The 25,493-nt window shown below is 62.8% G+C and carries 18 protein-coding genes and 2 pseudogenes; 5 read left to right on the top strand and 15 right to left on the bottom strand.

From position 1 onward, the window contains the following. The 7 genes from NKJ18_RS18240 to NKJ18_RS18210 all read right to left on the bottom strand — a co-directional run. A partial coding sequence (locus NKJ18_RS18240; protein ID WP_352759093.1) for an AAA family ATPase occupies window positions 1–1,014 on the bottom strand: 1,014 nt, incomplete at its 3' end. A 14-nt stretch (window positions 1,015–1,028) separates the two neighbouring features. Further along, window positions 1,029–2,720, bottom strand: a complete 1,692-nt coding sequence (locus tag NKJ18_RS18235) for a trypsin-like serine peptidase (RefSeq protein WP_352759091.1) — start codon at window positions 2,718–2,720, stop codon at window positions 1,029–1,031. Between the two features lie 153 nt (window positions 2,721–2,873). Further along, the gene (locus NKJ18_RS18230) at window positions 2,874–4,121 is read right to left on the bottom strand and encodes a S8 family peptidase (RefSeq protein ID WP_352759090.1); all 1,248 of its coding nucleotides are present in this window, start codon (window positions 4,119–4,121) and stop codon (window positions 2,874–2,876) included. A gap of 46 nt (window positions 4,122–4,167) precedes the next feature. Further along, window positions 4,168–5,031, bottom strand: a complete 864-nt coding sequence (locus NKJ18_RS18225; RefSeq protein ID WP_352759087.1) for a DNA/RNA non-specific endonuclease — start codon at window positions 5,029–5,031, stop codon at window positions 4,168–4,170. Window positions 5,032–5,182: 151 nt separating this feature from the next. Then, window positions 5,183–7,987: a S8 family serine peptidase gene (locus tag NKJ18_RS18220; RefSeq protein WP_352759085.1), complete on the bottom strand. Its 2,805-nt coding sequence runs from the start codon at window positions 7,985–7,987 to the stop codon at window positions 5,183–5,185. Window positions 7,988–7,991: 4 nt separating this feature from the next. Continuing rightward, window positions 7,992–8,978: a hypothetical protein gene (locus NKJ18_RS18215; protein ID WP_352759082.1), complete on the bottom strand. Its 987-nt coding sequence runs from the start codon at window positions 8,976–8,978 to the stop codon at window positions 7,992–7,994. Between the two features lie 82 nt (window positions 8,979–9,060). Further along, complete coding sequence (locus NKJ18_RS18210; RefSeq protein WP_352759079.1) at window positions 9,061–10,464, bottom strand: YcaO-like family protein; 1,404 nt, start codon at window positions 10,462–10,464, stop codon at window positions 9,061–9,063. A gap of 65 nt (window positions 10,465–10,529) precedes the next feature. Between NKJ18_RS18210 and NKJ18_RS18205 the strand changes: the two genes are divergently transcribed. Next, a complete protein-coding gene (locus NKJ18_RS18205) occupies window positions 10,530–12,560 on the top strand; it encodes an AfsR/SARP family transcriptional regulator (RefSeq protein ID WP_352759078.1) in 2,031 nt (676 codons plus the stop codon). 22 nt (window positions 12,561–12,582) lie between these two features. Here the strand turns inward: NKJ18_RS18205 and NKJ18_RS18200 are convergent, their stop codons facing one another. From NKJ18_RS18200 to NKJ18_RS18170, 7 genes and pseudogenes are all read right to left on the bottom strand, one after another. After that, window positions 12,583–12,987 (bottom strand): hypothetical protein, encoded by a 405-nt coding sequence (locus NKJ18_RS18200; RefSeq protein ID WP_352759076.1) that lies wholly within the window; start codon window positions 12,985–12,987, stop codon window positions 12,583–12,585. Window positions 12,988–13,004: 17 nt separating this feature from the next. Further along, entirely contained in the window at window positions 13,005–14,981 is a 1,977-nt protein-coding gene (locus tag NKJ18_RS18195; protein WP_352759075.1) for a peroxidase family protein, read from the bottom strand. Further along, window positions 14,944–15,618 (bottom strand): N-acetylmuramoyl-L-alanine amidase, encoded by a 675-nt coding sequence (locus NKJ18_RS18190; RefSeq protein ID WP_352759073.1) that lies wholly within the window; start codon window positions 15,616–15,618, stop codon window positions 14,944–14,946. The genes NKJ18_RS18195 and NKJ18_RS18190 overlap by 38 nt, the downstream gene beginning before the upstream one ends. Before the next feature lie 1,119 nt (window positions 15,619–16,737). Further along, a pseudogene (locus NKJ18_RS18185) lies at window positions 16,738–16,866 on the bottom strand (glutathione-dependent formaldehyde dehydrogenase); the annotation flags it as partial. Between the two features lie 181 nt (window positions 16,867–17,047). Then, window positions 17,048–17,161: pseudogene (locus NKJ18_RS18180) on the bottom strand (SDR family NAD(P)-dependent oxidoreductase); the annotation flags it as partial. Between the two features lie 63 nt (window positions 17,162–17,224). After that, window positions 17,225–17,602, bottom strand: a complete 378-nt coding sequence (locus tag NKJ18_RS18175) for a hypothetical protein (RefSeq protein WP_023745726.1) — start codon at window positions 17,600–17,602, stop codon at window positions 17,225–17,227. A gap of 1,426 nt (window positions 17,603–19,028) precedes the next feature. Next, complete coding sequence (locus NKJ18_RS18170) at window positions 19,029–19,829, bottom strand: IclR family transcriptional regulator (protein ID WP_023732358.1); 801 nt, start codon at window positions 19,827–19,829, stop codon at window positions 19,029–19,031. Between the two features lie 235 nt (window positions 19,830–20,064). On the opposite strand from NKJ18_RS18170, the gene NKJ18_RS18165 reads away from it, so the two are divergent. From NKJ18_RS18165 to NKJ18_RS18150, 4 genes are read left to right on the top strand one after another with little or no spacing between them, the layout of a single operon-like run. Next, window positions 20,065–21,117: an ABC transporter substrate-binding protein gene (locus NKJ18_RS18165; protein ID WP_023723360.1), complete on the top strand. Its 1,053-nt coding sequence runs from the start codon at window positions 20,065–20,067 to the stop codon at window positions 21,115–21,117. Window positions 21,118–21,144: 27 nt separating this feature from the next. Then, entirely contained in the window at window positions 21,145–22,644 is a 1,500-nt protein-coding gene (locus tag NKJ18_RS18160) for a sugar ABC transporter ATP-binding protein (RefSeq protein WP_352759099.1), read from the top strand. After that, window positions 22,641–23,606, top strand: coding sequence for an ABC transporter permease (locus NKJ18_RS18155; RefSeq protein WP_023834041.1), 966 nt, complete (start codon window positions 22,641–22,643; stop codon window positions 23,604–23,606). Before NKJ18_RS18160 ends, NKJ18_RS18155 begins: the two co-directional genes overlap by 4 nt. Continuing rightward, complete coding sequence (locus tag NKJ18_RS18150) at window positions 23,603–24,574, top strand: ABC transporter permease (RefSeq protein WP_352759069.1); 972 nt, start codon at window positions 23,603–23,605, stop codon at window positions 24,572–24,574. The genes NKJ18_RS18155 and NKJ18_RS18150 overlap by 4 nt, the downstream gene beginning before the upstream one ends. On the opposite strand, the gene NKJ18_RS18145 is transcribed toward NKJ18_RS18150, so the two are convergent. Beyond that, entirely contained in the window at window positions 24,548–25,489 is a 942-nt protein-coding gene (locus NKJ18_RS18145; protein WP_023701281.1) for an amidohydrolase family protein, read from the bottom strand. The genes NKJ18_RS18150 and NKJ18_RS18145 overlap by 27 nt on opposite strands. Between the last annotated feature and the right edge of the window lie 4 nt (window positions 25,490–25,493).

Raw genomic sequence — 25,493 nt, 5'->3', positions numbered from 1 at the left:
CGGGGTCCTCACCTGCAGATGTGACTCAGCCCCCGAGACCCGCGGGTCGGCCCAAGTTATCATCGCCTCGGGCCGCACCCCCCCCCGCGACGAGCCCTTGATGCGTTTGGCCACTTGGTCGCCGACGGCGAAAGCCGCGTTGGCCAATTCATCCGCCTTGGCTTCGTCGAGCTTGTCGATGGCCCTCAGATGTTCTGAAATGATCTTCTTGAGCTGCATCTCTCCGGGCATGCCGATTTCGTGGAACACGCAGCGCCTGAGAAAAGCATCCGGCAAATTGTTTTCGGCATTGGTGGTGGCGACGATGACGGGCCGCGAGCGCCGACGCTCGGCATCGTCCTTGGCAGCATCCTTGGCGCCGATCTTCAACCCAAGCTCGTCGATGGTGAAGCGCATCGCCTCGAAGCTTTCGAGCAGATCGTTGGGTGTATCGCGCGGTGCCTTGTCGATTTCATCGATCAGCACGACCGAAGGCTGGGGCTTGTCGGGCGGACATTCCATGGGCTGAAAAAGATCGCGCAGCAGCAGCGGGCCGTCCTCTCGTACAACATCGCCAACGATCGCGGCGATGCGCGACGGCTCAGTGACCGGCTGATCCGTGGCCGCGTCCAGCACCAAGGCGCTCCCGCCGCAGGCGGTCACGATGGCGCGCCCAAGCGCTTCGAAACGCACGAGCCGGCGCAACGGAAGCTGCTTGTCGTGGAAACGGGTCAGAAGGTCGAACTTGTAGAGCAGGTCGCGGCCGGTGGTCTGCGTGGTGACGGTAACGCGGATCGGCTCCTGGCCCTCGCCAAACAGGCTGGACGCGATGTGATAGGCCGCACCGGTCTTGCCGACACCCGGCAAGCCGCTCAACAGCAAGGGCTGTCCCAGAAGGACCGCGAGAGCCGCCGCTGTCGTCAGGCTTTCGTCTGGCAGGTATGGCCGTTTTTTCACACCCGTGCCGCGCCCGCCGAAAGAGGCGCCGTCGAGCCTGTTTTCGAGAAGCTTCTCATTAAGATCGAGGCCGATCATCGTTGTCTCCTGTCCTATTTCAGAGCGCTGAGGCTCTTCTGGATAAAGTCGAACCGCAACTCGCCGCCGGTGAACGGCGGCTCCATCGCGTTGCCGAGCGTGCTGGAAAAGTTGACCGTGCGAAACTGCTGGGTGCACCAGTCGCGGAAGTCGTCGAACGAGATCACGTCCAGGGGCTGGTTATAGACCTCGCAATGCATGCCCTCGGGTGGCGGGCATTCCTTTTGGAACAGGGCTATGGCACGCTCGACCAGGACGTTGGCTTGTTTGAAAGCCTGGCGAGTCTCCCGCGACGATACATAGACCGTCAGAACCGCAACCACGGGATTGTCGCGCTCGAACGAAATTCCGGACGGCGGTTTCGGCTCCTGCTTTGCCCAGCCGGCGATTTCCTGCATCAACTGCCGCAGGGTGGCGACGGCTCCCTCCAGCCGCTCGCCGGTGTCCTCATCGAAAAGCCGGGCCTCATCGACATCGAACAGCAACAGGCGCGGGCCGGCGCCGCTCGCCAACCTGTCCGCGATGGAAGGCTGCGCCGAATCCTCGCCCGGCGCCCGCGCCCCAATCCCCTTGGCGAGTTTGGCGAGCAGGCGGTCGCAGTCCGTGGGACCGTTCATGCTCTGAATGGTGATCGACGGCGGCGCCGACGCGAAGGTGCGTATGTCGAAAATAGGTTCCTTGTCTTCGCTGCTGACTTCTTGCAGCCGCCGGCACAATGCGGTCGGCCCGTCCCAGTGCGTGGTGACGAAGACATAGAGGTAACTGCGCGGACGCTTGTTGCGAAATCCGTCGAGATAGATCTGAACCGGCACGCTTCGATCGAGGCGATGGATGACATCGCGCGCACGCTGAAAAGGATCCTCCTCGTCCGCAAGGGCAGGCGGTTTTGGCACGAGCGCCGCAAATCCGGCGGACGCAGGAATTGGCGCGATGGTCAGCAATCCTTGCGCGGCCTTCTCCGACAGCACGCGGTTGAGCACGCCATAGACTTCGGCACAGCCCGCTGCATCGTCCATGCGGTAGACGGAGGCACCCGATAGGCCGGCATACGGGTGCTGCACCTCCGGGGTTGGTAACCACACCTGGAGCACGTTCAGAAAAATAAGGCCGGCGGCTGTCGGCACAGCCTGGGGTATTGTGCCGCTGAAAGGCACTGCCGCCGGGATGCCCTCCTGGCCGATAGCCTTCAGCACGTCCCTCAGAACGATATCTCCGCCAACAGGATAGCCGATGAATTTTGCCTGAGGCGGCCCGTTTCCTGCCACACCGAGGCGTATTCGTTTTGTAGCGTCTTCGAGGTTGTACCGCTCGATCAGATCACGTGCATCATCGACGCTGTTCTGGGGCAGATAACCGGGTTCGCCCTCCTCCAGACCCTCATTGTCGAGAGCCAGTAGCGCAATATCCCGGGAGTCGACCCCAGCCGGCGTGCCGGCAGGCGGCCACACCAGCCGCGCTGGATAGAATTTTGCAACGGATCGCGGCGCGTCATGGACCGACCTGGATGCGATTTCGAAACGGACATAAAGCCGTAGGGAATGATGTGCCGGCACCACACGGCCCGGCCCGAAAGGACAGACCACATGCAGCGCGGTCATGACCAGGCGCGGCGTAACCAGCAGGCCGGTCCCCGTTTCGTCGTCATCGGCGCCAACCCGGCGCATAACGAACATGGTCAGGTCGACTATGGGATCCCTTTTTGCCACCACGAACCGCCCCGGACGCTGTCTATCTACCTACGAGAACACCTTTGGCCATCAGAACGTCGATGAAAATTTCCCGAGAAAGCGCCGGCCCCTTTGCAGGTGTCTCCCGGCACCTGCGCAGTATAGAAATTGTGAGCCGACCCACATATTGTCTCATTTCTGTGGAGCCTGGACCAGACCGTAGCCGACATCTTGCTTGGACAGTGGCGCAAGATCCAGCGCGGCCCCCGTCATGCCATCGATGACATTCGTGGCGGTGAACTGGTCGCCTTGCTTGAGCTTTTCCACCCACAGCGCCGCTACCCCGGCAACATGCGGAGCGGCCATGCTGGTGCCGCTCATGGCGACGAGACCGCCGCCTTTCTGAGCCGAGACGATCTCTTCCCCCGGCGCCGCTATCGTCGCGCCTTCATTGGAGAAGGGTGCGACGCGGTATGTCTTGTCTTTCAAGCGGCCAAGCGCCGCCACCGACAGGAACCGTTCTCCCGTGGCCGGCGGTGCGACGATGATCGAGTAGTCCGGCCGGTGGCTTTCATTGCCGGCGGCGGCCGTTACCACCTGCCCGGCCATCAGCCCGCCGTGACCGACCATGCTGCGCGACAATTCGTCGAAAAGCCTTGTGTTGAGCCGGTAGCCCGCAAGCGCGAGCGATGTTGCCTGCGCGGGCTTGTAGCCGTATTTGGTCATCAGCAATTCCTGATAGCCTGGGAAATCCATGCCCAGCGACATCGACAGGATGTTGGCGCCTTCGAGCTGGGCCCACAGAATGGCCTGTACGATCTGTTCGGACGAGCCACCGCCTTCCCCCAGCACCTTGCCGATCAGTGCCCGCTTGACGCCTTTGGCCACGCCGATCCGGCAGTTGTCGACATCGCGGCCGAATATGATGCCGGCACAATGGGTCCCATGCCCTTCGACGTCAGTCACATCCAAACTTGGTCCACCGATGAAGTTGCGGGGGACCAAATCAACCCCGGCAAAAGCCGGGTGATCCTTGTCGATGCCGGTATCGAGCACTGCCACCGTGACGCCGTCGCCGCTGAACGGGCTCGTCGGCGCGGCAACGGCTTCGATGCCCCAACTGACGGTCGTGGCCTTCGGCACGGCCTTCGCCGCGGCGAACGCCCGAATGAGCATGACCGGCATCTTCGGCGTGATCGACAGCACTGTCGGATCGGCGGAAAAACGCTGGCGATCGCCGGCACTCATTTTGTCCACTTGAACGTCGACGCCCTCCAGACTATGGGCAGTCGCACGCAAACGCCTGGCAGCGATCAGCTGCGGATCGCGGGCTTCCAGGCTCTCGAGACCTCCACCTTCGATGCTTGTGCTTTCGGCGACCATCGCCTCCAGGCCACGCGGGGCGCTACTGCGAAGCACCACCATTTCCAGCTTCTTCATGCTACCCCCTTTTGCCTTGCGGCCATGTTGCCCCTGAAAGCGCGCTCTAAACCCGTACGTCGCCCAGCACCCTGATCTCCGACGAAATGGACAAGCCGCCCTCGATATCTTCGTCGTTGGAAAACCCGTCGAAGTTGGCGAGCGAGCCGAAAGAGAGGCCGGAGAGCCGCTCGACGTGCTTGACGCTTCGCTGATAGGTCTTGTAGGCGCCGAACGCCGCCTCCAGCTGGCCCAGTTCCTTTTCCTGCTCGACCAGATAGGCGGTTGCCGACGGGCGGCCGTCATCGGAGAGAAACGACACCACCTTCCAGAAGGCTTTCGGAATGAGCGCATCACGGTAACGAAGATCGGTGGTGCTGAAGACGGGTCCGGTGAACACGGAACATCGCTCGTCCCAGGCCCGCGCATTCTGCAGGATATAGTTCTCCAGTCCGAGCCAGGTCTTCTGGTTGACGATGTCCATTTGCGGCGCGCAGTTTGTGAAGTGGAAAGTATCCGCATTGGCGGCGAGGGCATTGTCGCCCCAGTTCGGATCCTCGCGCCTGACGAGGTGTCCTCTGTCGAGACGATTGCCGGCATAGAGGTCTTCGCCGAGTTGCGCTTCGATCGGCAGGCGCCCGTCCAGCGACCACTTGTCGTCCTCGCGCTCGATCGAAACGGAGCGGGCGCCTTCGATGTTGACGGCCGTGAACATGGCCATGCGCCGCGACGCGGACATGACGACGGAAAAGTTGGAATAATCGAGCCGGCCGCTGGCATCGCCGCCAACTGGCGTCACATCGCGGGATCTCTGGCCCTCCGGCTTGGGCAGATCGACTGGAAATCCGGACAGGAAAGTCCGATCGAAGCCTGTACGTCCGGCAAAGGACTGAGGCGACGACATGCGCGGCCGAGCCGCGCGCTCGACCATCGCACTCTCGCTGCGGATATGCGTTTCGAGAGCGCCATCGGCCCCCGGCCCGCGCAGACGCCGCATATCGCGGAGGCGGGGTCGCCGATCCAATTTTACGTTCACGGATTCAGTCGCGGACATGGAATTTCTCCGATCGAAAAGTGCCGCGTCACGCGGCGGTGAAAAAATCTCCAAAGGCCTTCAGGTCAAGCAGTTGCCTGTCGCCGCCAACAACGCCGCGGATGCTGGCAAGATCGTGGGCGAGGTTCTGCCTCAGCGTCTGCCCGCCGAAATGCAGGCCGCCCACGCGATAGGGATTGCGGAGGCTGATCAGGGGAGCGCCGGAGTTGCCGGCAAGGGTCGTGGCGTCATGGCTCAAAGCCCAACGGTGCTGATCGCCGACCATCTCGCCCGGCTTGTTCACGATCTGCCCTGGGCTGACATATTTGGTGCCGTACTGGTCGCCGAACAGCTCCCAGAAACGGTCCCAGACATCGGTCGAAACCTCGCCAGTGTCGGGGTCGATGGCAGCCGACAGCCGGGGCTTTGCCGGGTAACCGACAGCGATGAATTTGGATTGCTCGGCCGATTCCATGAACAACGGCCCGGAAGGCGCCGGCGCCGGCAGGCTGGCGCCGGAAGCGTTCGTCGTTTCCACCTCGAGGACGGCGATGTCCAGCTTGCCGACATCGGCGAACTGGCCGATCTGCCATGGTCCCGCCGTCAGCACGCTCTTGACGACGAACCGGCGCGTCTCGTCCTTTGCAGCCTCGTCGAAGCAGATCGACACCGGCGCGCTGAGCATGAACCGGTGTGGTCCGCTGGAAGACGGGACCGGCTCGGAGAACGCCTCTATGACATGCCGATTGGTCATCACAAGGCCCTTGGCGATCACCGTGCCCGTGCCGACATGCGAATGGACGCCTGCCTCGTCGATATCGATGCGGCCAACCGCATCGATGAGCGGTTTGAGAGCCTTTCTCGGCGGACCGAGATCACCCGCCCAGAACTCGAGTTGCGGATCGTTGGGGTCGACCATCCCGGCCACGACCCTGAGTGCGGGACGGTCGGTCAGCCGCACGATCGCCTCGGCTGTTGCTCTTGCGGCACCGACCGATCTGGCATCGACGCTGGTGCCCTTCGCCCAGGCGTCGACCACCTCCTCGGCCTGGGCCATGATTGCGCGACCGGCCTTGCGCGTGGATTCGGTGATGCCGGCACCCGTTTCGCGACGGTTCAAGACACTCTCGATACGGTCGAGCATGTCCTTCTTGCCCGAACGGGCGAGCATCGTCTGGGCGGTGATTGGCGGGGGTGCGGCACTTTCCGATGCGGAGCCTTGGCGCGGCGACGAACCGGCTGACGGCGTGCGCGGGCCGACGAAAGCGGTGAGCGGTCCCGATGGCCTCGGCAGGCTGGCGCGGTCGAGCAGCACGGCTCCCGCGCCGGACGTGCCGGTGGCTGCGGCAAGGGCCCGGCTGGGGCGCGGCGCCACGGCGCTTTCGAGTGCCCCAACACGCTTCGGGTCGACGCGCTGGCCGCGATCGAGCGCCAGAAAGCCTGCCTCCGCGACAAAGCGTTGCGGGCTGGATGTCGCCGCAAGAATCGGCTGGCCGGGATGCGCGCTTTCCACGGCAGCGGCCGTCGGTATCTCGGAAAGCGGCAGCGCCAGCAATTGTTCCGCATTGACCACGCCGGTGCCCATGGATCTGCTGGGCCAGTTCCTGGGTTTGCGCGCCGACTTCCTGACGGCGGCGCGGAACAGTTCCTGTACGTTGACGCCGCGCCTGGCAGCCTCGGCCTTGACCGCGGCGGCAGAGTGCCTGGCCAGCCAAAGTGCGGCGCACCCGGCAGTCAGGGCCACCGCAAACGACGTGCCTTGGCCTGGCTCGACGACCGACTTGTCGGCATCCAAGGGCTTGGCCCGGCGCGCCACATAGACATTTTCGCCCGGCGCCGAAATGTCGACCTTGGGACCGCGGGACGATCCCTTCCAAGGCCGATCGTTGATGTCGACGCCGGCCACGGCGATCACGTTGGCGTCCCAGGCGGGGTAGACCACGGTTGGTATGCAGTTGCCGGCCGCGGCCAGAACGATCATATCCGCCTTGACCGCCCTTTCGATGGCCCGCCGCAGATCCGCCCCTTCGAGCGGTCCACCAAGGCTCATCGTGATGACATTGCATTTTGCCAGACGGGCATAGTCGATGGCGGCGGCGACGGCAGCGCCGCTGCCGATGACAACCGAGTTGATGCAACGGATTGGAACCAGCGTTGCTCCGGGCGCCGTCCCGACGATCGCCAGTGACGGGCGGCTCACCACCGTGCTCGACGTCGCCGTGCCATGACCGGGCGAGGACATCGACGCGGCGAGTGGATCGATTGGAAGGCCGCCCCCGGCCAGGATGTCGGTGCCTTTGGCAAGGTCGACCGAACCGTCCAGTTCGCGATGATCGGCAACGCCCGTATCCGGCTGGCCGACCAGAATCCCCTGGCCGGTGGTGCCGAACCTGGCCCATGCCCGGTCCGCCCGCACCGCCGCGATCGCCCAGCGTACGGTCGAGGGAACCGGGGCGGTGGATTTGCACAGCGTCCAGACGATGCCGCCCACGGATTCCGGCGCATTGCGGTTGAGCTCGTCGTCGGCAATCCAGCCCGGGTCGACATCGGGAACGCAAGACCGCAGGCCGCAATCGTCGATGAGATTTTGCGCGACATCGAAGAGAAAGCCGGGCGATTGTTCGCGCCGCACATTGGGAAACTGCAGGATATGGATGAGCGGATCCTCGCCGGGCGGCAACGGAAAGAAAGCGAAGCGATCGCTGCCGATGATCCCGCTCAGCTTCGTGCGCTCTGCCTGCGGATCGGGCGGGGTGCCGTATTCGAGCGCGAAACGGATGATGCCTGGCGCGAGCGTTTGCGAACCGGGATCATCGGTTGCGTCGGCGGCGGCTTTCAGGAATTGACGGTACATGCCCTTATCCTTCCGCGTTCAGGCCCAAGTCGCCATTGCGCTCGACCTTGATTTCGAAATCCGCTGTCGCCCGGTCGGCAAACGATCCGGTCCAGCTCCAGATCGGCTCGAGCGTGGTCGAGGTCACCGTCTTGCTTTTCGTTGTGGAAGTTTTCTGCATGACGCGCGACAGCGTGATCGAATAGCGTTTGTCCGACGGCACGCTGTAGCCGCCGCTTGGCGGATAGCGCATCGGATCGCGCGAAAAGACCCGCCTCAGCCTCTCCCCGGCACTGCGGTTGGCCAGCATGCCGAGCACCGCATTGCCGATCGACGACTGGTCGGCCTCGGCCAGCCCGACGGCATATTCGTCTTTCAGGTATTCGCTTTTCGGGTCGCTTTTCGAAGCGACAACCCTGACCGAGAACCACGCCGAGCCGGTCGGCGGTTTGGGCGCTTCCGCAGGGGTTGAGGGACTGCGCAGGCCAAGGTTGACCAGGAGGGAATTCACGCCCGCGCTTCCGCCCGCGATGATCAATGCCGACAACACTGTGGTCAGCACCGTAGTCGGCAAATTGGCCGACACCGGCTGCGTGCCGTTGGCGAAGCCGATGATGTTGCTGACCGGATCGTATCCGGAAAGACCGACGAACAGGCCCGCTATGACCAGCATGACGAGCGTCTTCACGGCACGCGCGGAAAAAAACTCCTGATAAAGCCGCCAGTTGAAGATTGCCGCGAACGCCTGCTCGAACACGGCGGCGATCAGCAGCACCTTCATCAATTCGGTGAGGATGTGCGAAGCATTGGGGATGTCATTGTCCAGCGCAAAGGCGTGCTGGGTCGATACGATGAGAACCGCAGGAGCATACAGAACCGTTCTGCGCCAGCCCGGGGTGGTGCCCATCTCAAGTCCGAAACGCGTCTCGCCGATTTGCCTCGCCACGGCGCTTTCGCGCACTTTCCGCTTTACCCCGGATTTGGCGTCGGCCGCCATAAGCCTGTTCTGCATCGCTGCACCCCCATCGTCGCGACAATTGAGCAAGGGTACCGTGAACTCAGCGTGAAATCGGTCGCCGACGAGGCCAGAACCTTCAGACGAGGAGGGGCATCAGCCGCTCAAAACCGCGGGATCCGTATGTCGCCTGCCAGCCACGCTGTAGCGGCAATGCCCATAACCGGTCGCAACCTTGCCGCGGCTTGAAGTGTGCGAGACCCGTGCAGATCGCCTTGACCACGGGGACATCAAATGCCGGGCGCTGCAGGTCCATGAACCAAACGTCGCCGCCGCTTGCCATGTGCATCTCGTCTATGAGGCTTTGCAGTGTTCCCGCCTGGCTCGTTTGCGTTCCCGACTTGGGTTCGGAGCCGGCCAGAAAGCCCATAGTGTCGAGATTTGCCCGCTCCAGCCACACCGCCACGCGACTGTCCGCGGAAGCCATCGGCGTGTCGCTGCGGGTTGCGACCCGCATCTCATGGGCATCGAACGCAAGCTCGGTCTGGATCATTTCAAGGAACGCTGACTTGGCCGCCGCCTGCAAATCGAAGGCGGCGGCAAAGCCCACCGCCACGTGCCGACCGTCGTCGTCGCACGATATGGCCGCCGCCACAGGCGCATTGTGGAAGATGGAAATGTCGAGGAACCAGGCGCGCCGTCCGGTTTCGGCAGCATGCTCCGTAAGGGCCGCGGCCAGTGCAGCATCGTTCCCGGCAGGAGCGAAGCGTCCGCGCCGGCAGCCGCGCCACCACCATATGCCGGTCGCATCCCGCTCGACGAGTTCGAGCACGGCGCGCGCCATCGCGGCGTCGAGTGTGCTCGCCGCCGCGCAGCCATTGGAATCGGCATTCAGGCTGCTGTCTCCGTGGACGGCTTCGCCAAAGCCGCCGAAGCAAAGGAAGGCGGGACACAGCGCGGTGCGCGCACCCGCAAGGTCCCGCACCGGCGCCAAGAGCCCGGCATTGTGCAATTGCCGAACCGGTGGGATGGCATCCCAGCCATCCCACATGCTGTTGAGACGACGGCGCTGCCCGATCTGGCGCTTGGAAAAGCCGAGAACTGCGTTGCCCGGGATGATGCGGCTGTCACCGGCTTGATCGGCCGCAACCAGCGTCTGCCCGTCCGCGGACTGGTACATCCAGCTGGCGATTTCGACGGCCTCGCCAAGGCATCCCAACAAGGCCTGGGCCTGGCTATATCCTTTTCCACTTACGGTCACCTGGCGGGAACCGGCGCCGTCCTGCAAGCCGAGTTTTGCCGCGGCCAGAATACCTCCCGGCACCTCGAAGAGATCGGCGATCAGGCCATGACGCGCGGCGAAGCTGTACAAACGCCGACGGTCGGAAGCCTCGAGCATTTTTTCCGGCCGCACCTCTAGTCCGGCCAGTCGAATGTCGCGTCTTATTGTATCCGGCGCGCCGTCGATTGCAGTCGACGATGCGTCGACTGCGGCATGCGACTGTGAGTAAAGTACTTCCCAGTGCTTTTTTTCGAATCGCATCTTCAATCATCACTTAACTTAAGTTCGGTTCTGGTATTAAATGATCAGGGGCGTTTGGGTCGATCATGTCAGTAACCATGATCCACAGGCAAAGAGAACGGGGTTCTTCCAGGAAGAGCCTCGAAATCAAACTCGTCGGCAATTTCGAGATACGCAGCCTCGACAAGGTATTCGCTCTCGACAAGCGCAAGGCCTGCGCGATCCTGGCCTATCTCATTTTGTCCGAACAGACGCGCGAAACACGCGGGCGTTTGTCAGCCCTGCTGTGGAGCGACAGCGATGAGGAACACGCCCGCGCCTCGCTGCGGCAATCCATCCGCGACCTGAAACAGATCGAACTGCAAACGGGTGTGGAATTTCTGGTCCTCGACAAGCTCTCCGTCGGCATCGATCACAATGTCCTGCGCACGGATCTTGCGACTGTGCGCCATGCGCTCAGGGATCGCGATTTCCCCACCGTCGACGGCATCCTGGCGCGAAGCGACAAAGCTCTCTGCATCGGGCTTCAGGATTGCGATCCGGTATTCGACAATTGGATCGGGATGACCTCGACCCGGTGGTCGGATGGCCTGGCCCATCAACTGTCGAAAGCGCTCGGCGAGCCAAATGCGACCCGGGCGGAACGCAAGGCGATCGCCGCCTGCATCTTGCGCCTCGACCCTTTTCATGAATCGGCGGTAATCGCCATGCTGGGTGCGCTGCATCGGGAAGGCGGCCACGCTAGGGCCCGCGCTTTCTTCGAACGCTACGCCAGCGACCTGCGATCGGAACTCGACCTCGCACCGCCACGCGAAATCATCCAGCAACTGGAGCAGTTCAAGACAGCGGCTGTGGATGCCACGGATGCGCGGCCGCATGCCGCCCTCGACCTCGCTCCCCGCCATGTCGTCGAAAGGCCGACGATCGTACTCGTCACCGAAAAGCACAGGACTGCCGACGCGCACGTTCAATTCGCACTGGTCAGCGAGCTTTCCGCTACCCTTTCACGCTTCAGGCATTGGACGGCAATCCACGCCGAGCTGGATCGCGATGCGATGCGGTCAGGGTCCGTCGAGGCGCTTCGCGCCGCTCTGGGAGAAAACGCCGATATTGCCGTCATCATAACCGCGTCCGATGACGGCGACGAACCGCATTTCGACATCTCATGCCGTACGGTAGTGACGGGCGTGTTGCAATTCGCCACCACCGCGCCCAGAGAGCCGGCGGCTTGGAGACCTGTGTTCAATGAAATCTGCGCGCGGGTTGCTTCACGCCTGCAGTTGGTGATTTCCACCACGCGCCTCCACCGCATCAACGAACAATCGCCAAACTACATCTCGGCCTATGACAGCTGGCTCGACGGACAGCGGCTTTCGACACTGTGGCGCAAAGACACCGATGCCGTCGCGATCGCGCGCTACGAAGAAGCCATCCGCCAGGATCCGACACTGGCTTGTGCCTATTCGAGCCTGGCGGCGATGCTGAATTCGCGGTGGATCGTGGTGCCCGGCTACCCGGTCGATAGCGCCGACCTAGCTCGCGCCTTCGATCTGGCCAAAGAGGCGGTCACCCTCGATCCTCTCGATCATCGCACCCAGGTCAACCTCGCCTGGAGCCACCTCCTGGCACGGCGTTGGGAACTGGCGGATTTTCATTTTGCACTGGCACACGACCTCAACGCCGCCAATCCGGCGACCCTTATCGCCTATTCGCTTGCCAGCGCGTTCATCGGCAACCATCAGCGAGCGGTCGCCCTGTCGCAGCGCTCATTCGAACTCAACCCTCTGCATGAACCGCACTACCACGGCTACCATGCGACCGTCGCATTCCTGGCGGGCGACCTGCAGGGCTGCGTCGAAGCCGTCGAAAAAAGCGACGGCCTGTTTCCCGATATCCGAGGCTGGGCGGCTGCCGCCCATGCCTTGATGGGCAACGAAGCGAAAGCCGGGGCCGACTTCAGAACCTTTCTGAAAGGCGTCTCGGCCGCGTGGCACAATGGCGAACGCCCAACCCGTCGAAACGCGATCGACTGGTTCAAGAACGTCTTCCCGATCCGCCTGGATGCCGACCGCGAGCGGCTCTGCGAGGGCATCGACCGCGCCTCACGACTGGCGTGACGCGGTCGAAGTCTGGCGCGGGCTACCTGCAGCGCGACATCACATAGTCGCCGAGCCGGCTATGATAGCTCCGAAGCCGGTTTGCCTTCTTCTCTTCGGCTGTCGCGCCTGCGTTCGGGTCGAATTTGTAGTGGGCCGGGAATGGATAGTCCTCTCCGGGACCGTTGTCGGGCGCGATCGCCTGCACGGTCTCCTCGACGTTCCCGGTAAAGGGAAAGGCGATGTTGACGACGTTGTCTTCGTCGAAATGCGCATTGATCGTGATCTGGTCCCAGGTCTTGCCGCGCGGGTTCATGAACCCTTTTAGCAGGGCCCGCTTCTCGTCCTGCGTGCCTTTCCTGAATGTCTCCATGATGGCGGGATCCTTGATGGCTTTTCTGATAAAGGCCCCCAGCGCTTCAAACTGCACATTCTCAAATTTGGCCATACCTCTGCTCCGTTACTTCAGGTTGCGATGTTGCCGGTTCTTCGGTAGGCCCGCCCCGCTATGTCGAGGTGAACGGGTCCTTGGAAGTAGTCGTAGAGCTGGTCGTCCGAAACCAGCCGGTCGTCGGCCAACCGCAAAAGGCCGGCCACGCTGTCGGGCTCGGCCGACGATAGGGACAAGGACGTTTGGATTTCGCTGTCCTCGGCGTTGAACAATGCGGCGGCGACGGTGGCCGCGACGATGTAGGAACCGGTCGGGCCCAGCCGGTTGCCGTCGTCGCCGAGCTCGGCAGCTTCCTGCATCACGTAATAGGACAGCGGTGTTTCGGTCAGGAACTGCGGATGGGCCTGCAGCGCCTTCTCAAGCTCACCCGCCTGGAAGCCGTAACGCTTCCGGCAAAGGTCCGTGGGCAGCATACGCGCGCCGGAAAGCACCGGCACATCCACGGAAAGCGCGGCAGCGACGGCACCGGCGATGGCCTGACCCGAGGCGATGCCAAGTTCATAACAGCGCCAGCAGTCCATGAAGGCGATGGACCGAGGTTCCCCGTCGAAGTCGGCGGTGTGCTGAACCACCGCCATCTCGTAGGTGAGAAACGGGCTGATACGGCGTGCCTTCACTAGCTTTGCCGCACCACTCGATTCAGCAAAGCGGCTCCAGTCGACAGCCCAATTGACGCGGACCGGAACGTCTCCGTTCGGGCGCTGGCTCGAAAACGCCAGAATCTCGAGCAAGGTACCAGCTTGGTCGTCGAACGCCTGGTTTACGGCGTAGCGGTCGCGGATCATCGAATGCGCAAACCGCGAGGCGCCAAAGGTGAATTCCATCGGCAAATCGGCCAGCGGCTTGAGCGATGCGACGCCAAGCCCGCGAAATTCTTCGCCATCGAAGAAATGCGCCCAGACCTTCGGGTCGAGAATTCGCCGCAGATAGTCGTCGACGATGACGCGGCGATAGACGCTGGTCAGGTAAAGGCGCGCCTGCTCGAAGGCGTTCCGCGGCGATACGGCGTGACGTGCCATCTGCAAATCGACAAGACGGTTGTGCACCTGCATCAATGCGCATTGGAGCTGGGAGAGAATGAGGTTGTCGTCGTTCCGGGGGTCGCCGATCAGCGGATGGTAGGGCCTCTTGCGCCCGCACACGTTCAGAAAACCGCTGGCGCCATCGATGCGCGGAACGTCGCGCGCCCTTTCGATCGCACCGTTGACGGGAAGTTTGACTTGCTTGTCGCTGACACCTGGCAGGCCGATCGGGAACCGGCAAAGGGTGGTGTCGCTTTCCGACGCCGCGTCATAGAGGTGTGCATCCACCGCCAGGCCGCGCCCGTACAGACCCGACAAATCGAGACTGCCCGAGACGGCATTCCTCAAGCTGCGCCCGGCGGGATCGCTCGGAATTCCAAATATGCGGCTAAAGACGATATCGTGAAAAACAAACTGCCCGAAATAGGTGTAGGCAGCGGGATTGTCGCTCATGTCGGGGGGATCGACGGGATCGGCGGGACCAAGCATGCAGTTGGATATGTCGGAGAGCGCCGCTCGGGTTCTCTCGGCCATCGAGCTGCCTTCTCCGGCCGGCATGAGGCTCATCGGCTTTTCGGCGAGGTCAGGAAACAGAAGCAGACGGCGTAGAGCCTCGCCCGGGTCTTCGGTCGCGCTTTCGACGGTGAGGCTTTCGACGGCGGGACCGCCGTTCGCCCTCGTCGAGTCGAAGATGCGGCGATAGTTTACCAGGGCTTCGTAAGCCGCATACTCGCCGTGTCGCATCGCCACCCCCTGTTCAAAGACTATTCCATCTGTACCCGATCGGCGATGCCGGCCGGGCCACATTTTAAGTCTTGCCAACCGGCGCCGGGCCGCGGGCGGGACGGATTGTGTTGGGAGGCCCAAATCCGTCCCGCGGCCGGCTAGACAGGTCGGCCTCGCATGCCCCCTGACACGCAAGGCCAGCCGGTCACCCGGTACAGCAGGCCTTGAGATCGGCCGGAGCAAGTTTGCCCATCGGGGTCACGCCGGCTATCATCGACGATGCGGATTCCGTGCCCGGAGGTGACAGCACGAGTTGGCGAAAACGGGCCCAGTCGAAATTCGTGCCCGGATCAGTCCGGCGGTGCGGATCGAGCGCGGCATGCGAAACGATGGTCTTGAGGTTCGGGTACTTCGCCCAGCAGTAGCGGACAATTGTCGCCGTCACTTCGACCTGCCAGTTTGAGAAGGGATCCGAGACCTGGGTGTTGACGACTTCGATGCCCAGGCTCCAATGGTTGACGCGCGTGGCGCCGCCATTGACCTGCGGATGGCTCTTGTCGTTCCTCACATGCCACGCCGCCCGCGCCTCCGGCGCGCACGCCCAGACGACATGTCCGTGCTGACTTTCGTTCTCGTCGGGAACCAGCCAGTGGAAGCTGGCGGTGCCGGCCTGCATTACCGACATTGCCCCGGCCGAGCTGCCGCCGGCCGTCGCATGAATGACCACCGCCTTGATGCCGAGGATCGGATCGAAAATCCGCGACGAGGTTGAGCTGGCCCAGAAGTTTTGAACATTGGGATACAGCACCTCGGGGATCGGAAATGGGTCCGGTCTTCCTGCGGCCGGCAAGTTAAACAGGTATGTCTTCGGATCTGGCATTGCTTGCTCCTACAAAGCTCGCGTTTGACGATCCCGTATCGCAACGTTGGCGTGAAACGAGCGTGAACCATGGTCCGGCACTCTGGAGGCAAAGGAACCCGCCGTCCCGCCCCTGCCGCCGATGTTTCAGCGCGGCGCCCATGCTGGTGCTGGTGTGTGCCGCATGATAGGCTGATCCGGCCAGATCATAAAGATGCTGCCGCCCTTTACAGGCGCGGATGTCGCAGGTCGGCGACGCCTACTCTGGCGGAGAGTTTCGGAAGTGACTTCTCCAAGATGGGCAAAACGCCGTCCTTACCCGGCTCGCTACCGAATACGGGAACATACGAAGGATATGGTTGGGCGAACCATCCGCTAACTGACTGTTTTTGTTGAACAGACGATGACCCTCCGGGCCTACCCAATCTCAGTACCTGACGAGGATACGTTTGACACAGCGCGGCGGAAAGAAGCAGGATAGCTGATAGAGTCGACATCGCATAATGATGTCACTATATAGCGGCGGCTTCGACCGTGTAGCTGTGGCAGTGTACCACGAAGCAGCAGAAAATGTGTTACGCGTTGTGATCCCTATTGTGATACAAATCGGCCGTCGACAGCAGGAAAAGATCGTAAGAACAACAGCATAGAGCCGAAGCCGATCCCAGCCAAGGTACCATCGAATTTCCCGCTAAAGTCTTGATTGCCGATCCCGACGATCCACGAGAGATCAAGACCTGTATGCGCAGTCGGCAGGGCAGGAAGAGCCTGACTGCACACACCGCGGTGCGGATACACGCGCCGCAGCTTAGGTTTCATCTTACTCCAGCGGTTCGTCGGTCGGCCGAGGCGTCGTGCCTGCCTGACGAGGACGGCCGGCATTGCGATTTGCAACGCGGCTGTCGAGCGGCGATCTGGACGCTTGCTGGGCGCCAGCGGTCTTGGGCGCCGTCGGCCTGGCGCCGGAATCGCTGTCTTCAGCATCGCGAGGGGGATGTGGCAGGCCGGCGGCGTCAGGCGATCTGACCGGAGGTGTCGCGGCCGGGTTTGTCGATACGGGTTTGTCCTTGGCCATTTTCAACTCTCGCCTTTTCAGCATGCAGACGGCCGGACACAAAGTCGGGCCATTGGACAGAACGGTCAGCCGTGCGGGCGCATCACGACTTTGATGCAGCCGTCCTCCTTGTCGCGGAAGGTTTTGTAAAGTTCGGGCCCGGCCTTGAGGCCAGCCCGATGGGTGATCACGAATGACGGGTCGATATCGCCGTTCCGAACTTTCTGCAGCGATGTCGCGTTCATCCTGGATCGTCAGATCGGCCACCTGTTCGCAACGTATGTCGCCTTTGCCGTGCCATGTCAGGGCCTTCATGTGCTGTTCCTTGACGACAAGCTCTGCGAGCCCGAACTTGGCTTGATGTGAAATGTTCCCGCTTCGAACGAGCATCCGGCCTCAACCCTTGGCGGCCGAGCCGGGTTCGGCCATGCCGCAATGCTGCTCGGTCAGGGTGCCGGCCGGCGTGCCATGCGCCGCTGCAACCTGCAGCTTGTTTTTCCAGCCGCTGATCGCCTGCTGCCACGACCGCATCCCTGATCGCTTCGCAGAGGTTTGGCGCAAGCGCAGGATCTGCTATCGCGCCAGAATCGCGGCGACAACGAACACGACGGCGGCAACGACGACAAGCGCGACAATGGCCAGCACCGGGCCGTTTTTACTCGGGGCCGGGGCGCGCTCGTCGTCCGGCCGCCGCATCGCATTGGCGAAGCTTGCTTGATTAGCGAAAGCCGGCGTGCCCGTCGCTGCGGGAACCGGCACGGCGCAGGTGTCTGCTGCTTCGGCATCGGTTTCCATAGGCGCCGCCGCCGGGTCGAATCCCGGCGTCTTGTCCTCTGTCACCCCAGACTGGATATCGCCTCTGTCTTCGGCCGGGTTACGTTCGACGTTCATGATGATGCTCCTGCCGCTGGCCCGGGCTTCCCCAACCGCGAGCGGATCAGGATGTTCCATCGGGCGGAATCGCCGACAACGAGGAGCAAATTCAGATAGCCTTCAAACAGATGTCCCTGGTGGCAACGCGGCCTTGCAACCGGTCAGCACCGGATGGTGGTTTCGTTGTAGTCGGCCATGGTCGGCAACGCGGCAGATTCGGCAAAGTTCCAGTCTGGCTCGCAATGCCCGCTTACGCACACCGCCGCTCGTTGACCTTGAGCTGGCTCGTTCCAGCCACTCCAACCCAAATTGCCAGTCCGGCTCCCGGCGGCGCGCTGTTTGGATTCCGTGGGAACATCAACAGCGCCAGCGAGTTCGGTATGTGCAGCGAGTTCCCTGTTCGCCGCATGGCCGACTGCCGGAGCTCTTGACTGCCCGCGTCTTCGCTCCTGGAGCGCGGGCCACTCCTCTTAGCCCAAGGTTGCGATCATGAGCAGAAACATTCCGGAAAAGCGGGCCAGGCAGGGTGGCTTGGGGCGACCGGTCCTTGGCGTGCTCTTGGCAGGCCTTGTCTTGGCGCTCGTTGCCTGGGGGATCGCTGAAATCTATGGCGAGCAGGCTAAGACACCGGCGACACAACAAAACAGCCGGGTTCCATCGCCAGATACTTACAGCCCAAATCCTGGCCAAACGGACCCTGCAAACTCCAAGGCCGACGATGTGAATGGCGAACCGGTGGACCGAAATCCCAAGCTCGACAAGGATCCCACGCCGCGATCAAGCACTGGCGGGGATCAGCCAGGAACGCCGCCAACTCAACCTGCTTCGCCATAGCGTCCGCACTAGTTGATAAACACAATTCAAACAGATGCGGAAATGTGGAGCGGCGTTTTCAGCCAATTTCAAGAGCCGGGTCTGTCAATAATCGCCGGCGCTCTCTGATAGCTGGGGAGCCACGAAAACCTCCGCTGATTCTTACCGCTTGCTGGATGGCACTGGCGGCTCCAGACCGACTCCGCGCTGTGTCACGCCGGCAGACCTTTGCACCTCTGGGCGCTTTTGAACTTGCAAGTCGATGGAATCGGGCAAGCTGGGTGTAGATGATGCAGTCGTCATCTTATCGAGGTCCGGCAGCAACACCATCTTTGCGTAGCGTGGAGGAACCAGATGGCCTCCGAAAACAGCGAATATCCCGCACACGAATAAAGCGAGAAGCAGGGCCGTAAGCACATCTGTGAAAATTTCGACAAATCTCATGTGCTCGCTCCGCGCATAAGGATCCCGCCGCGCTCTCGACAGTAAGAGCGGCGGGATCCTCAACCGGCGATGAAGGGACTTTGATCGACGGTCTTCTCCTAATGTGGCTTCCGGTTGCGTGTTCCCTGGTTCGGACCTTATCCACCGACTATGGGACTAAGGTCCCGAACCTAAATGGAACCAATGGGGAAGAGCGGAATCCATGTGCCTTTAAGAGGCTTCAACCAGAGGGCACGACGGCTGATCGTCAGCCTCCCGCCAGAGACAGTCCACGGGCGCGCTCGCGCAGCAACGCAAGCAGTTCGTCGCGCCGTGGCTCCGGCGTGTCGACGGGTAACACCAAACACAAGGTCCTTTTGATGGCGCCGTGGCCGTCACGGATGGGGGCCGCCATGCACCAGGTGAAACGGTCGGCCAGGGCTGTGGTCTCGCTGAAACCCTGCCGGTGGGCCAAGGCAACATCGGCAAAGAATTCGGCTGGTGCAATGATGCGGCCGTCGGGAAGCTTGTAGTCGCCAGATGGGATGAAATCCCTCAACTCTTGCTCGTTCATATGGCCGAGGAGCAGCCGTCCGGATGCCGTCCATGGGATCGGCACCTCAACCCCGACATCGCTTGAGATCCGGAACGGGCCCGGCGAATCTCGGCAGTCAAGAACGACGTATTTGTTGCCACGCAGGCCGCATAGCTGGACCGTCTCGCCTGTCTCGGCGGCCAACTTATCCAAGGTCTCGATGATGCGACGGTAATGGGCGTTGTGATGTGAGTAGGCCCAGCCGAACAGATGCATGGCGCGTCCGAAATAGACGTAACCTTCACCGCCGACGTTTTCGAGCATTTCGGCGTCGAGCAGGCTGTTGACGATCTCGTAGGTGGTCGAACGCGGGGCGCCGATCATTTTGGCGATGTCGCCGACGCGCATTGGCGCGCGGTGCCGCAGCAACGCCTCGAGCAGCATGATGACGCGGTCAATGCCGCGTCGTCGTTCGCCGTTGCGCGGCTCCGCGCCGGCTTCCTTCCCGATCGCATCGTTAGTGCCGTCGCTCATGACCATCCGCCAAAATCATTTCGGTTCTCGTCTCAAGGCGCTTGAAAGATGTCAAGGCTCGGTCTAGCATCCAGTTTGTCCGATATACAGACACATTGTCTGAAATACCAGACAAACTAACGAGCCTGACGCAGACAAATCCCGAGGCGACACACGGTTTCCAAGACCCGGCGACCGACGGGTTTCCTCGCCCTTGTTCTGCACGTCGAGGCCACAACCTCTGAAGGGAACAGTCATGATGAAATCACCGTTTTTCGCATCCGCCAGCGCGCTTTGCCTCGGTCTCGTGCTGAGCTTTGGCGCCGGCTCGGCAGCCAATGCCGCCGCCAACTGCATCAAGGGCGACCGCAAGGCGCCGTACACGATCGGCTGGGCCAACATCTATTCCGTGCCGACCTGGATGAAGCAGACCCAAGGCACGATCGAAGCCGAAGTCGAGACCCTGAAGAAGCAGGGACTGGTCGACAAGCTCGTCGTCACCGACGCTCAGGGCGATGCCAACGTCCAGATCCAGCAGATCCAGTCGATGATCGATTCCGATGTCGACGCCATCATCCTGATCGCCGGTTCGTCGACCGCACCTGCACGCGTTCTGGCCGATGCCTGCGCCAAGGGCATCGCCATCATCAACTTCGACAGCCTCGTCGATACCGACAAGGTCACCGCCAAGGTCAATACCGATTCTTCGCAGTGGGGCGACCAGGCCGCCAAGTTCCTGATCGACGCCATCGGCGGCAAGGGCAAGATCCTGATCCTCAATGGCCCCGCCGGGGTTTCGGTCAGCGATGACAGGCGCAAAGGCGCCGACGCTGAGCTCAAGGCCCATCCCGACGTGACGGTGCTTGCCGAGACCAACACGCCCTACAACGTCGCGCCGGCACAGGAAGCCGTCACCAGCCTGCTCTTCGCCAACCCCGAGATCGACGGCATCCTGTCGCTCGGCGGTGCTCTGTCGGCAGGCGCCGTGCTGGCCCTCGACAAGCAGGGCCGTGAACAGGTGCCGATCACCGGTGAGAACGCCCGGCAGTTTTTGGAACTCTGGAAAGAAAAGGGCTTGAAGAGCTGGGCGACGATGCAGCCGAACTGGCTCGGCGCCTTCGCCACCTACACTGCCGTCCAGGCGCTGGAAGGCAAGGATGTGCCGGCTTTCGTCAAGATTCCGCTGCCGGTAATCGACAATTCCAACATCGACGAATACCTCGCCCGGGCCAAGGACTTCCCGGCTGACGGCTACATCTTTTCTCCTTACGATGAGGAGCTGTTCAAGAAGCTGCTGGCTCAGAAATAAGCCTGAAGGGTTGTAGCGTTGACAACCATGGCTCCGCTGCTCGCGGCGCGGGGTGTGTCGAAGTCTTTCTTCGGCAACCCCGTCCTGCGCGACGTTTCAATCGCTCTCCAGCCGGGCCGCGTGCATGCGCTGCTCGGCGAGAACGGCGCCGGAAAGTCGACCTTGATCAACCTTTTGTCCGGCGCCTTGAGACCGGATGGCGGGACGATCGAGGTCGATGGACGCGCGGTCTCACGCATGACGCCGGCTGTTGCGCGGCAGGCCGGCATCGCCGTCGTCCAGCAGGAACTCAGCCTGACGGCCAGTCTTTCCATCGCCGAAAATATTGGTCTCGGCGCCTATCCCAAACGGTTCGGCCTGATCGACTACCGCGAACTCGCTGCGCGGGCGAGGGCCGCATGCGAACTTGTCGGGCTGCACGAGCCGCTGTCGACGCCGGTCGGGCATCTGTCGCTCGGCCGCCGCCAAATGGTGGAGATCGCCAAGGCGCTCTATCGCCGGCCGCGCGTGCTCATTCTCGACGAACCGACATCGTCGCTATCGGCAACCGAAACCAAAATCCTCACCGATCTGCTGCAGCGGTTGCGCGGCGAAGGCATCGCCATTCTCTACATCTCGCACCGACTGAACGAAGTCATGGCGCTGTGCCAGCACGTCACCGTTCTGAAGGACGGCACCTGCACGGCCGACCGCACCCTGGAAGGCACCGACGCCGCCGGGTTGGTTCGGCTGATGGTCGGCCGCGATCCCGGTGATCTTTTTCCGCAATGGCAGCCTTCCAGTTTGCCTGCCAACGCTATCTCTGTCCGAAATCTTTCGGCCGGCCTGATGCGCGACGTCGATCTGGATATCAAAACGGGCGAAGTGCTTGGCATTGGCGGCCTGGTCGGGCAAGGGCAGGAAGATCTGCTGCTCGGTCTCTACGGCGCCATTCCGGCACGGACGGCGTCGGCGACCGTCAACGGCGCCTCCGGCCTGCCCGGCGGCGTGCCGAAAGCCAACGCGCTGGGGCTGGCCTATGTGCCCGCGGATCGCAAGCGCGAGGGCCTGCACCTGATCCATCCCATCATCACCAACATGATGCTGCCCGCCTTTGCCAGGCTGCCGGCGCTGAAGCTGCGCAGCCGCCGCGCAGAGCGCGAGACGGCCAAAAGCCTTGCCGCCCAACTCGGCATCAAGGGCCACCTCGGGCGGGCGGCGCAGGCTCTATCGGGCGGCAACCAGCAGAAGGTGGCGCTGGCGAAATGGATGCCGCACGACCCGCTGGTGCTTCTGCTCAACGATCCGACGCGCGGCGTCGACGTCGAAACAAAACGTGAGATCTACATGATGCTTCGCAATTTCGCCGCCGCCGGCAAGGCGGTCGTGCTGCTCAGTTCCGACACGCCCGAACTCGTGCACCTTTGCGACCGTGTAGCCATCGTCCGCGAAGGCCGCATCGTCGCCATGCTGGCGCGTGGAGCGCTGAGCGAGGAAGCCATCGTCTCCGCGGCGATGGGCGCCGAACAGCGGAAGGTTGCGGCATGAACACATCTTCCTCCGCCCGGCAGACCGATGCGCTCTACTGGCCGGTGCAGATGCGTCGCAATGTCGGCGTGCGCAGCCTGTTTGCCGTCGTCCTGGTGTTTCTCATCGCCTATGGCGTCCTCTTTCCGGGCCTGTTCACGGCGTCCGGCTTCGCCAAATTCACCCAGAGCTGGTTTCCATTGGCGCTGGTCGCCATGGCGCAGGCGATCCTGATGCTCACCGGCGGCATCAGCCTAGCCATCGGCGCGACGGTCAGCTTGGGCGCGGTCATCGCCGCGACGACGATGGCCGGGCCGCTGGGCGTCGCCGGGGGCACTGCCGCAGTGGCGCTGACGGGCCTCGGCATCGGGGCGGCGACCGGCTTCATCGTGGTACGGCTTCGGCTGCCGGCCATCGTGGTGACGCTTGCCGGGTCGTTCATCATCGGCGGCGCCGCACTGCTGATCCTGCCGCGGCCCGGCGGCGCAATCCCGGCGTGGCTGTCCGACCTGCTTGCCGGCAACACACCGGCGGCATTCGTGCTGCTGGTGGTCATCATTCTCCTGTGGAAGCTCTATCTCGCCACGCCGCTTGGCTTGAGCCTCTATGCCGCCGGCGAGAATCCGGTCGGCGCCTATCGCTCCGGCGTGCCGGTCGACGGCGCGCGCATTGCGGCCTATGCGATCAGCGGTCTGCTCTCCACTGGCGCCGGCTTGTTCGTCGCCGCACAGACCGGTTCGGGCGACCCGGTCATCGGCGCCGCCTTTACCCTGAACTCGATTGCCGCTGCGGTGCTCGGCGGCATCGGCTTCCTCGGCGGCCAGGGCACGATGCGCGGCGCGCTTGCCGGCAGCCTGCTGCTCAGCCTGATGATCAGCGTCATGTTCTTCCTCGGCTTCACGCCGGTCGCACAATATGTGGCCCAGGGCCTGATCATCATCGGCGCGGTCGCCATCCCGCAATTCCGCAAGGCACAGCAATGACAGCATGGAATGACAGCGCGGGCGGCAAACGCGCCCTGACGGTCCTGCGCAGCCGGCCGTTTCTCACCGTTGCCATCGTTGCCGCGGTCTGGATCGTGGCGAGCTTCGTTTCGCGCGGCTTCGGCGCTTATGGCCATCTGCGCTATCTGGTGGAGCTCGGCGCCGTCATCGGCCTGGTTGCCTCGGGCCAGACTTTTGTGGTGATCGCCGGCGGCATCGACCTTTCCGTCGCGGCCATCGTCACGGTCAGCGCCGTCAGCCTGCCGCTGCTGTCGTGGCAGGTGGATCCGACCGGCATCACCGCCATTCTTGCCGTTCTGGTGCTGACCACGGCAATCGGCCTGGTCAACGGGCTCGGCGTCGCTTTGCTGCGCGTCCACCCGATGATCATGACATTGGCCATGGCGACATTCTTGCAGGGTCTGTTGATCATCATCGCCGGCGGCAGCGCCGTGACCGCCGAGAACCCGCTGGTCCACTGGCTCGGCAATGGCCGGCCGGCCGGCATTCCCGCTGGCGTATTGTTGTGGGTGGTCGTGTCGGCGATCGTGCTGACCACGATGCATGCGACATCGCTCGGCGCCCGCATCTTCGCCATGGGCGCGAACCCACTTGCCGCGGCATTGTCCGGTGTTCCGGTCACGTCCACGACGCTTGCGGTCTACGGCATCAGCGGCTTCTGCTCGGGACTTGCCGGCGTGCTCGTGTTGGGCATGAACGGACAGGGCTATGTCGGCATCGGCGATCCCTATCTGCTCGCCTCGATTGCCGCTGTGGTCCTCGGAGGCACCTCGATCCTCGGCGGGCTTGGCACCTATGCCGGCACCATCCCCGGCGCCATCCTGCTGGTCACCATCACCGCGCTGATCACCGTCGTCAACGCATCGCCCGGCTGGCGCAGCATCCTGTTCGGCTCGCTGATCCTCGGCCTGCTGCTGCTCTCAGGCCGGGAGCAGGCGCGCCGATGACACATCGTCGAGCCGATAGATGCGCCTTGCGTTGCCGAAGAACAGCGCCGTCTGCTCGTCGGCGGAAAAGTCCGCTGTGATGGTTTTGAAGCCGTCATATATGTCATCGAACGAGGCATGCAGGCCGGCGACCGGAAAGTCGCTGCCGAACATGGCGCGACCGGTGCCGAAACAATCGATGCAATGCAGGACGACGGGCTTCAGGCTGTCGAGCGTCCAGTCATGATCGTAGGCGACCAGATCCGATATTTTGATGGCGACGTTGTCGCATTGCGACAGAAGCCGCAGCCCGTCGCGCCATCTCTGCATGCCGTCGGCGTCGCGGTCGATCGGACTGCCGCAATGGTTGAGCACGAATTGCTGATCGGGGAAGGCAGCCGCAAGGCGAGCCGCGCCGGCGAGCTGGCGCGGAAACACCATCAGGTCGAAGGCCAGCCGATGCTGGCCAAGCAAGGCAAGCCCGGCGCGCCAGGCCGGATCGTCCATGATGCCGTCACGGGCCGCAAAACGGCGGGCAGGGTCGGGATCCCAGCTCAATATGTCGCGCACGCCGGCGACACGCTCGAACGCGGCTTGCGCTTCGATCAGCGCAGGCGCCTGGCGATCGGCGAGCGGCACGTGAACGACATAGCGGGCGGCGACGCCGCGCGATTTGTCGAGTGCTTCAAGCCAGCGCGTTTCTCCGATGCAGTCGCCACTCGCCCAGCCGGCTTCGACATGGAGGGTGGCGACGACATTATGCCCTATGGCATCGCGCGCATAATCCCCGGGCAGATAGTTCCGCCGCAAGGGGCCAAGCTCGCCCAGGCCGCCGCGCTCGCCGGCCGTGGCGCCGAGCCAGGGATGCCGTCCCAGGCTGAGATCCCAAAGATGATGATGGGCGTCGATGATCGGTCCGGCGTAAGGTTCTGGCACGTAT

This window comes from Mesorhizobium sp. M0217, from assembly GCF_040321955.1.
Lineage (GTDB): Bacteria > Pseudomonadota > Alphaproteobacteria > Rhizobiales > Rhizobiaceae > Mesorhizobium.
The sequence above is the reverse complement of the archived record's forward strand: the minus strand, read 5'-3'. Positions and strand labels throughout refer to the sequence as shown.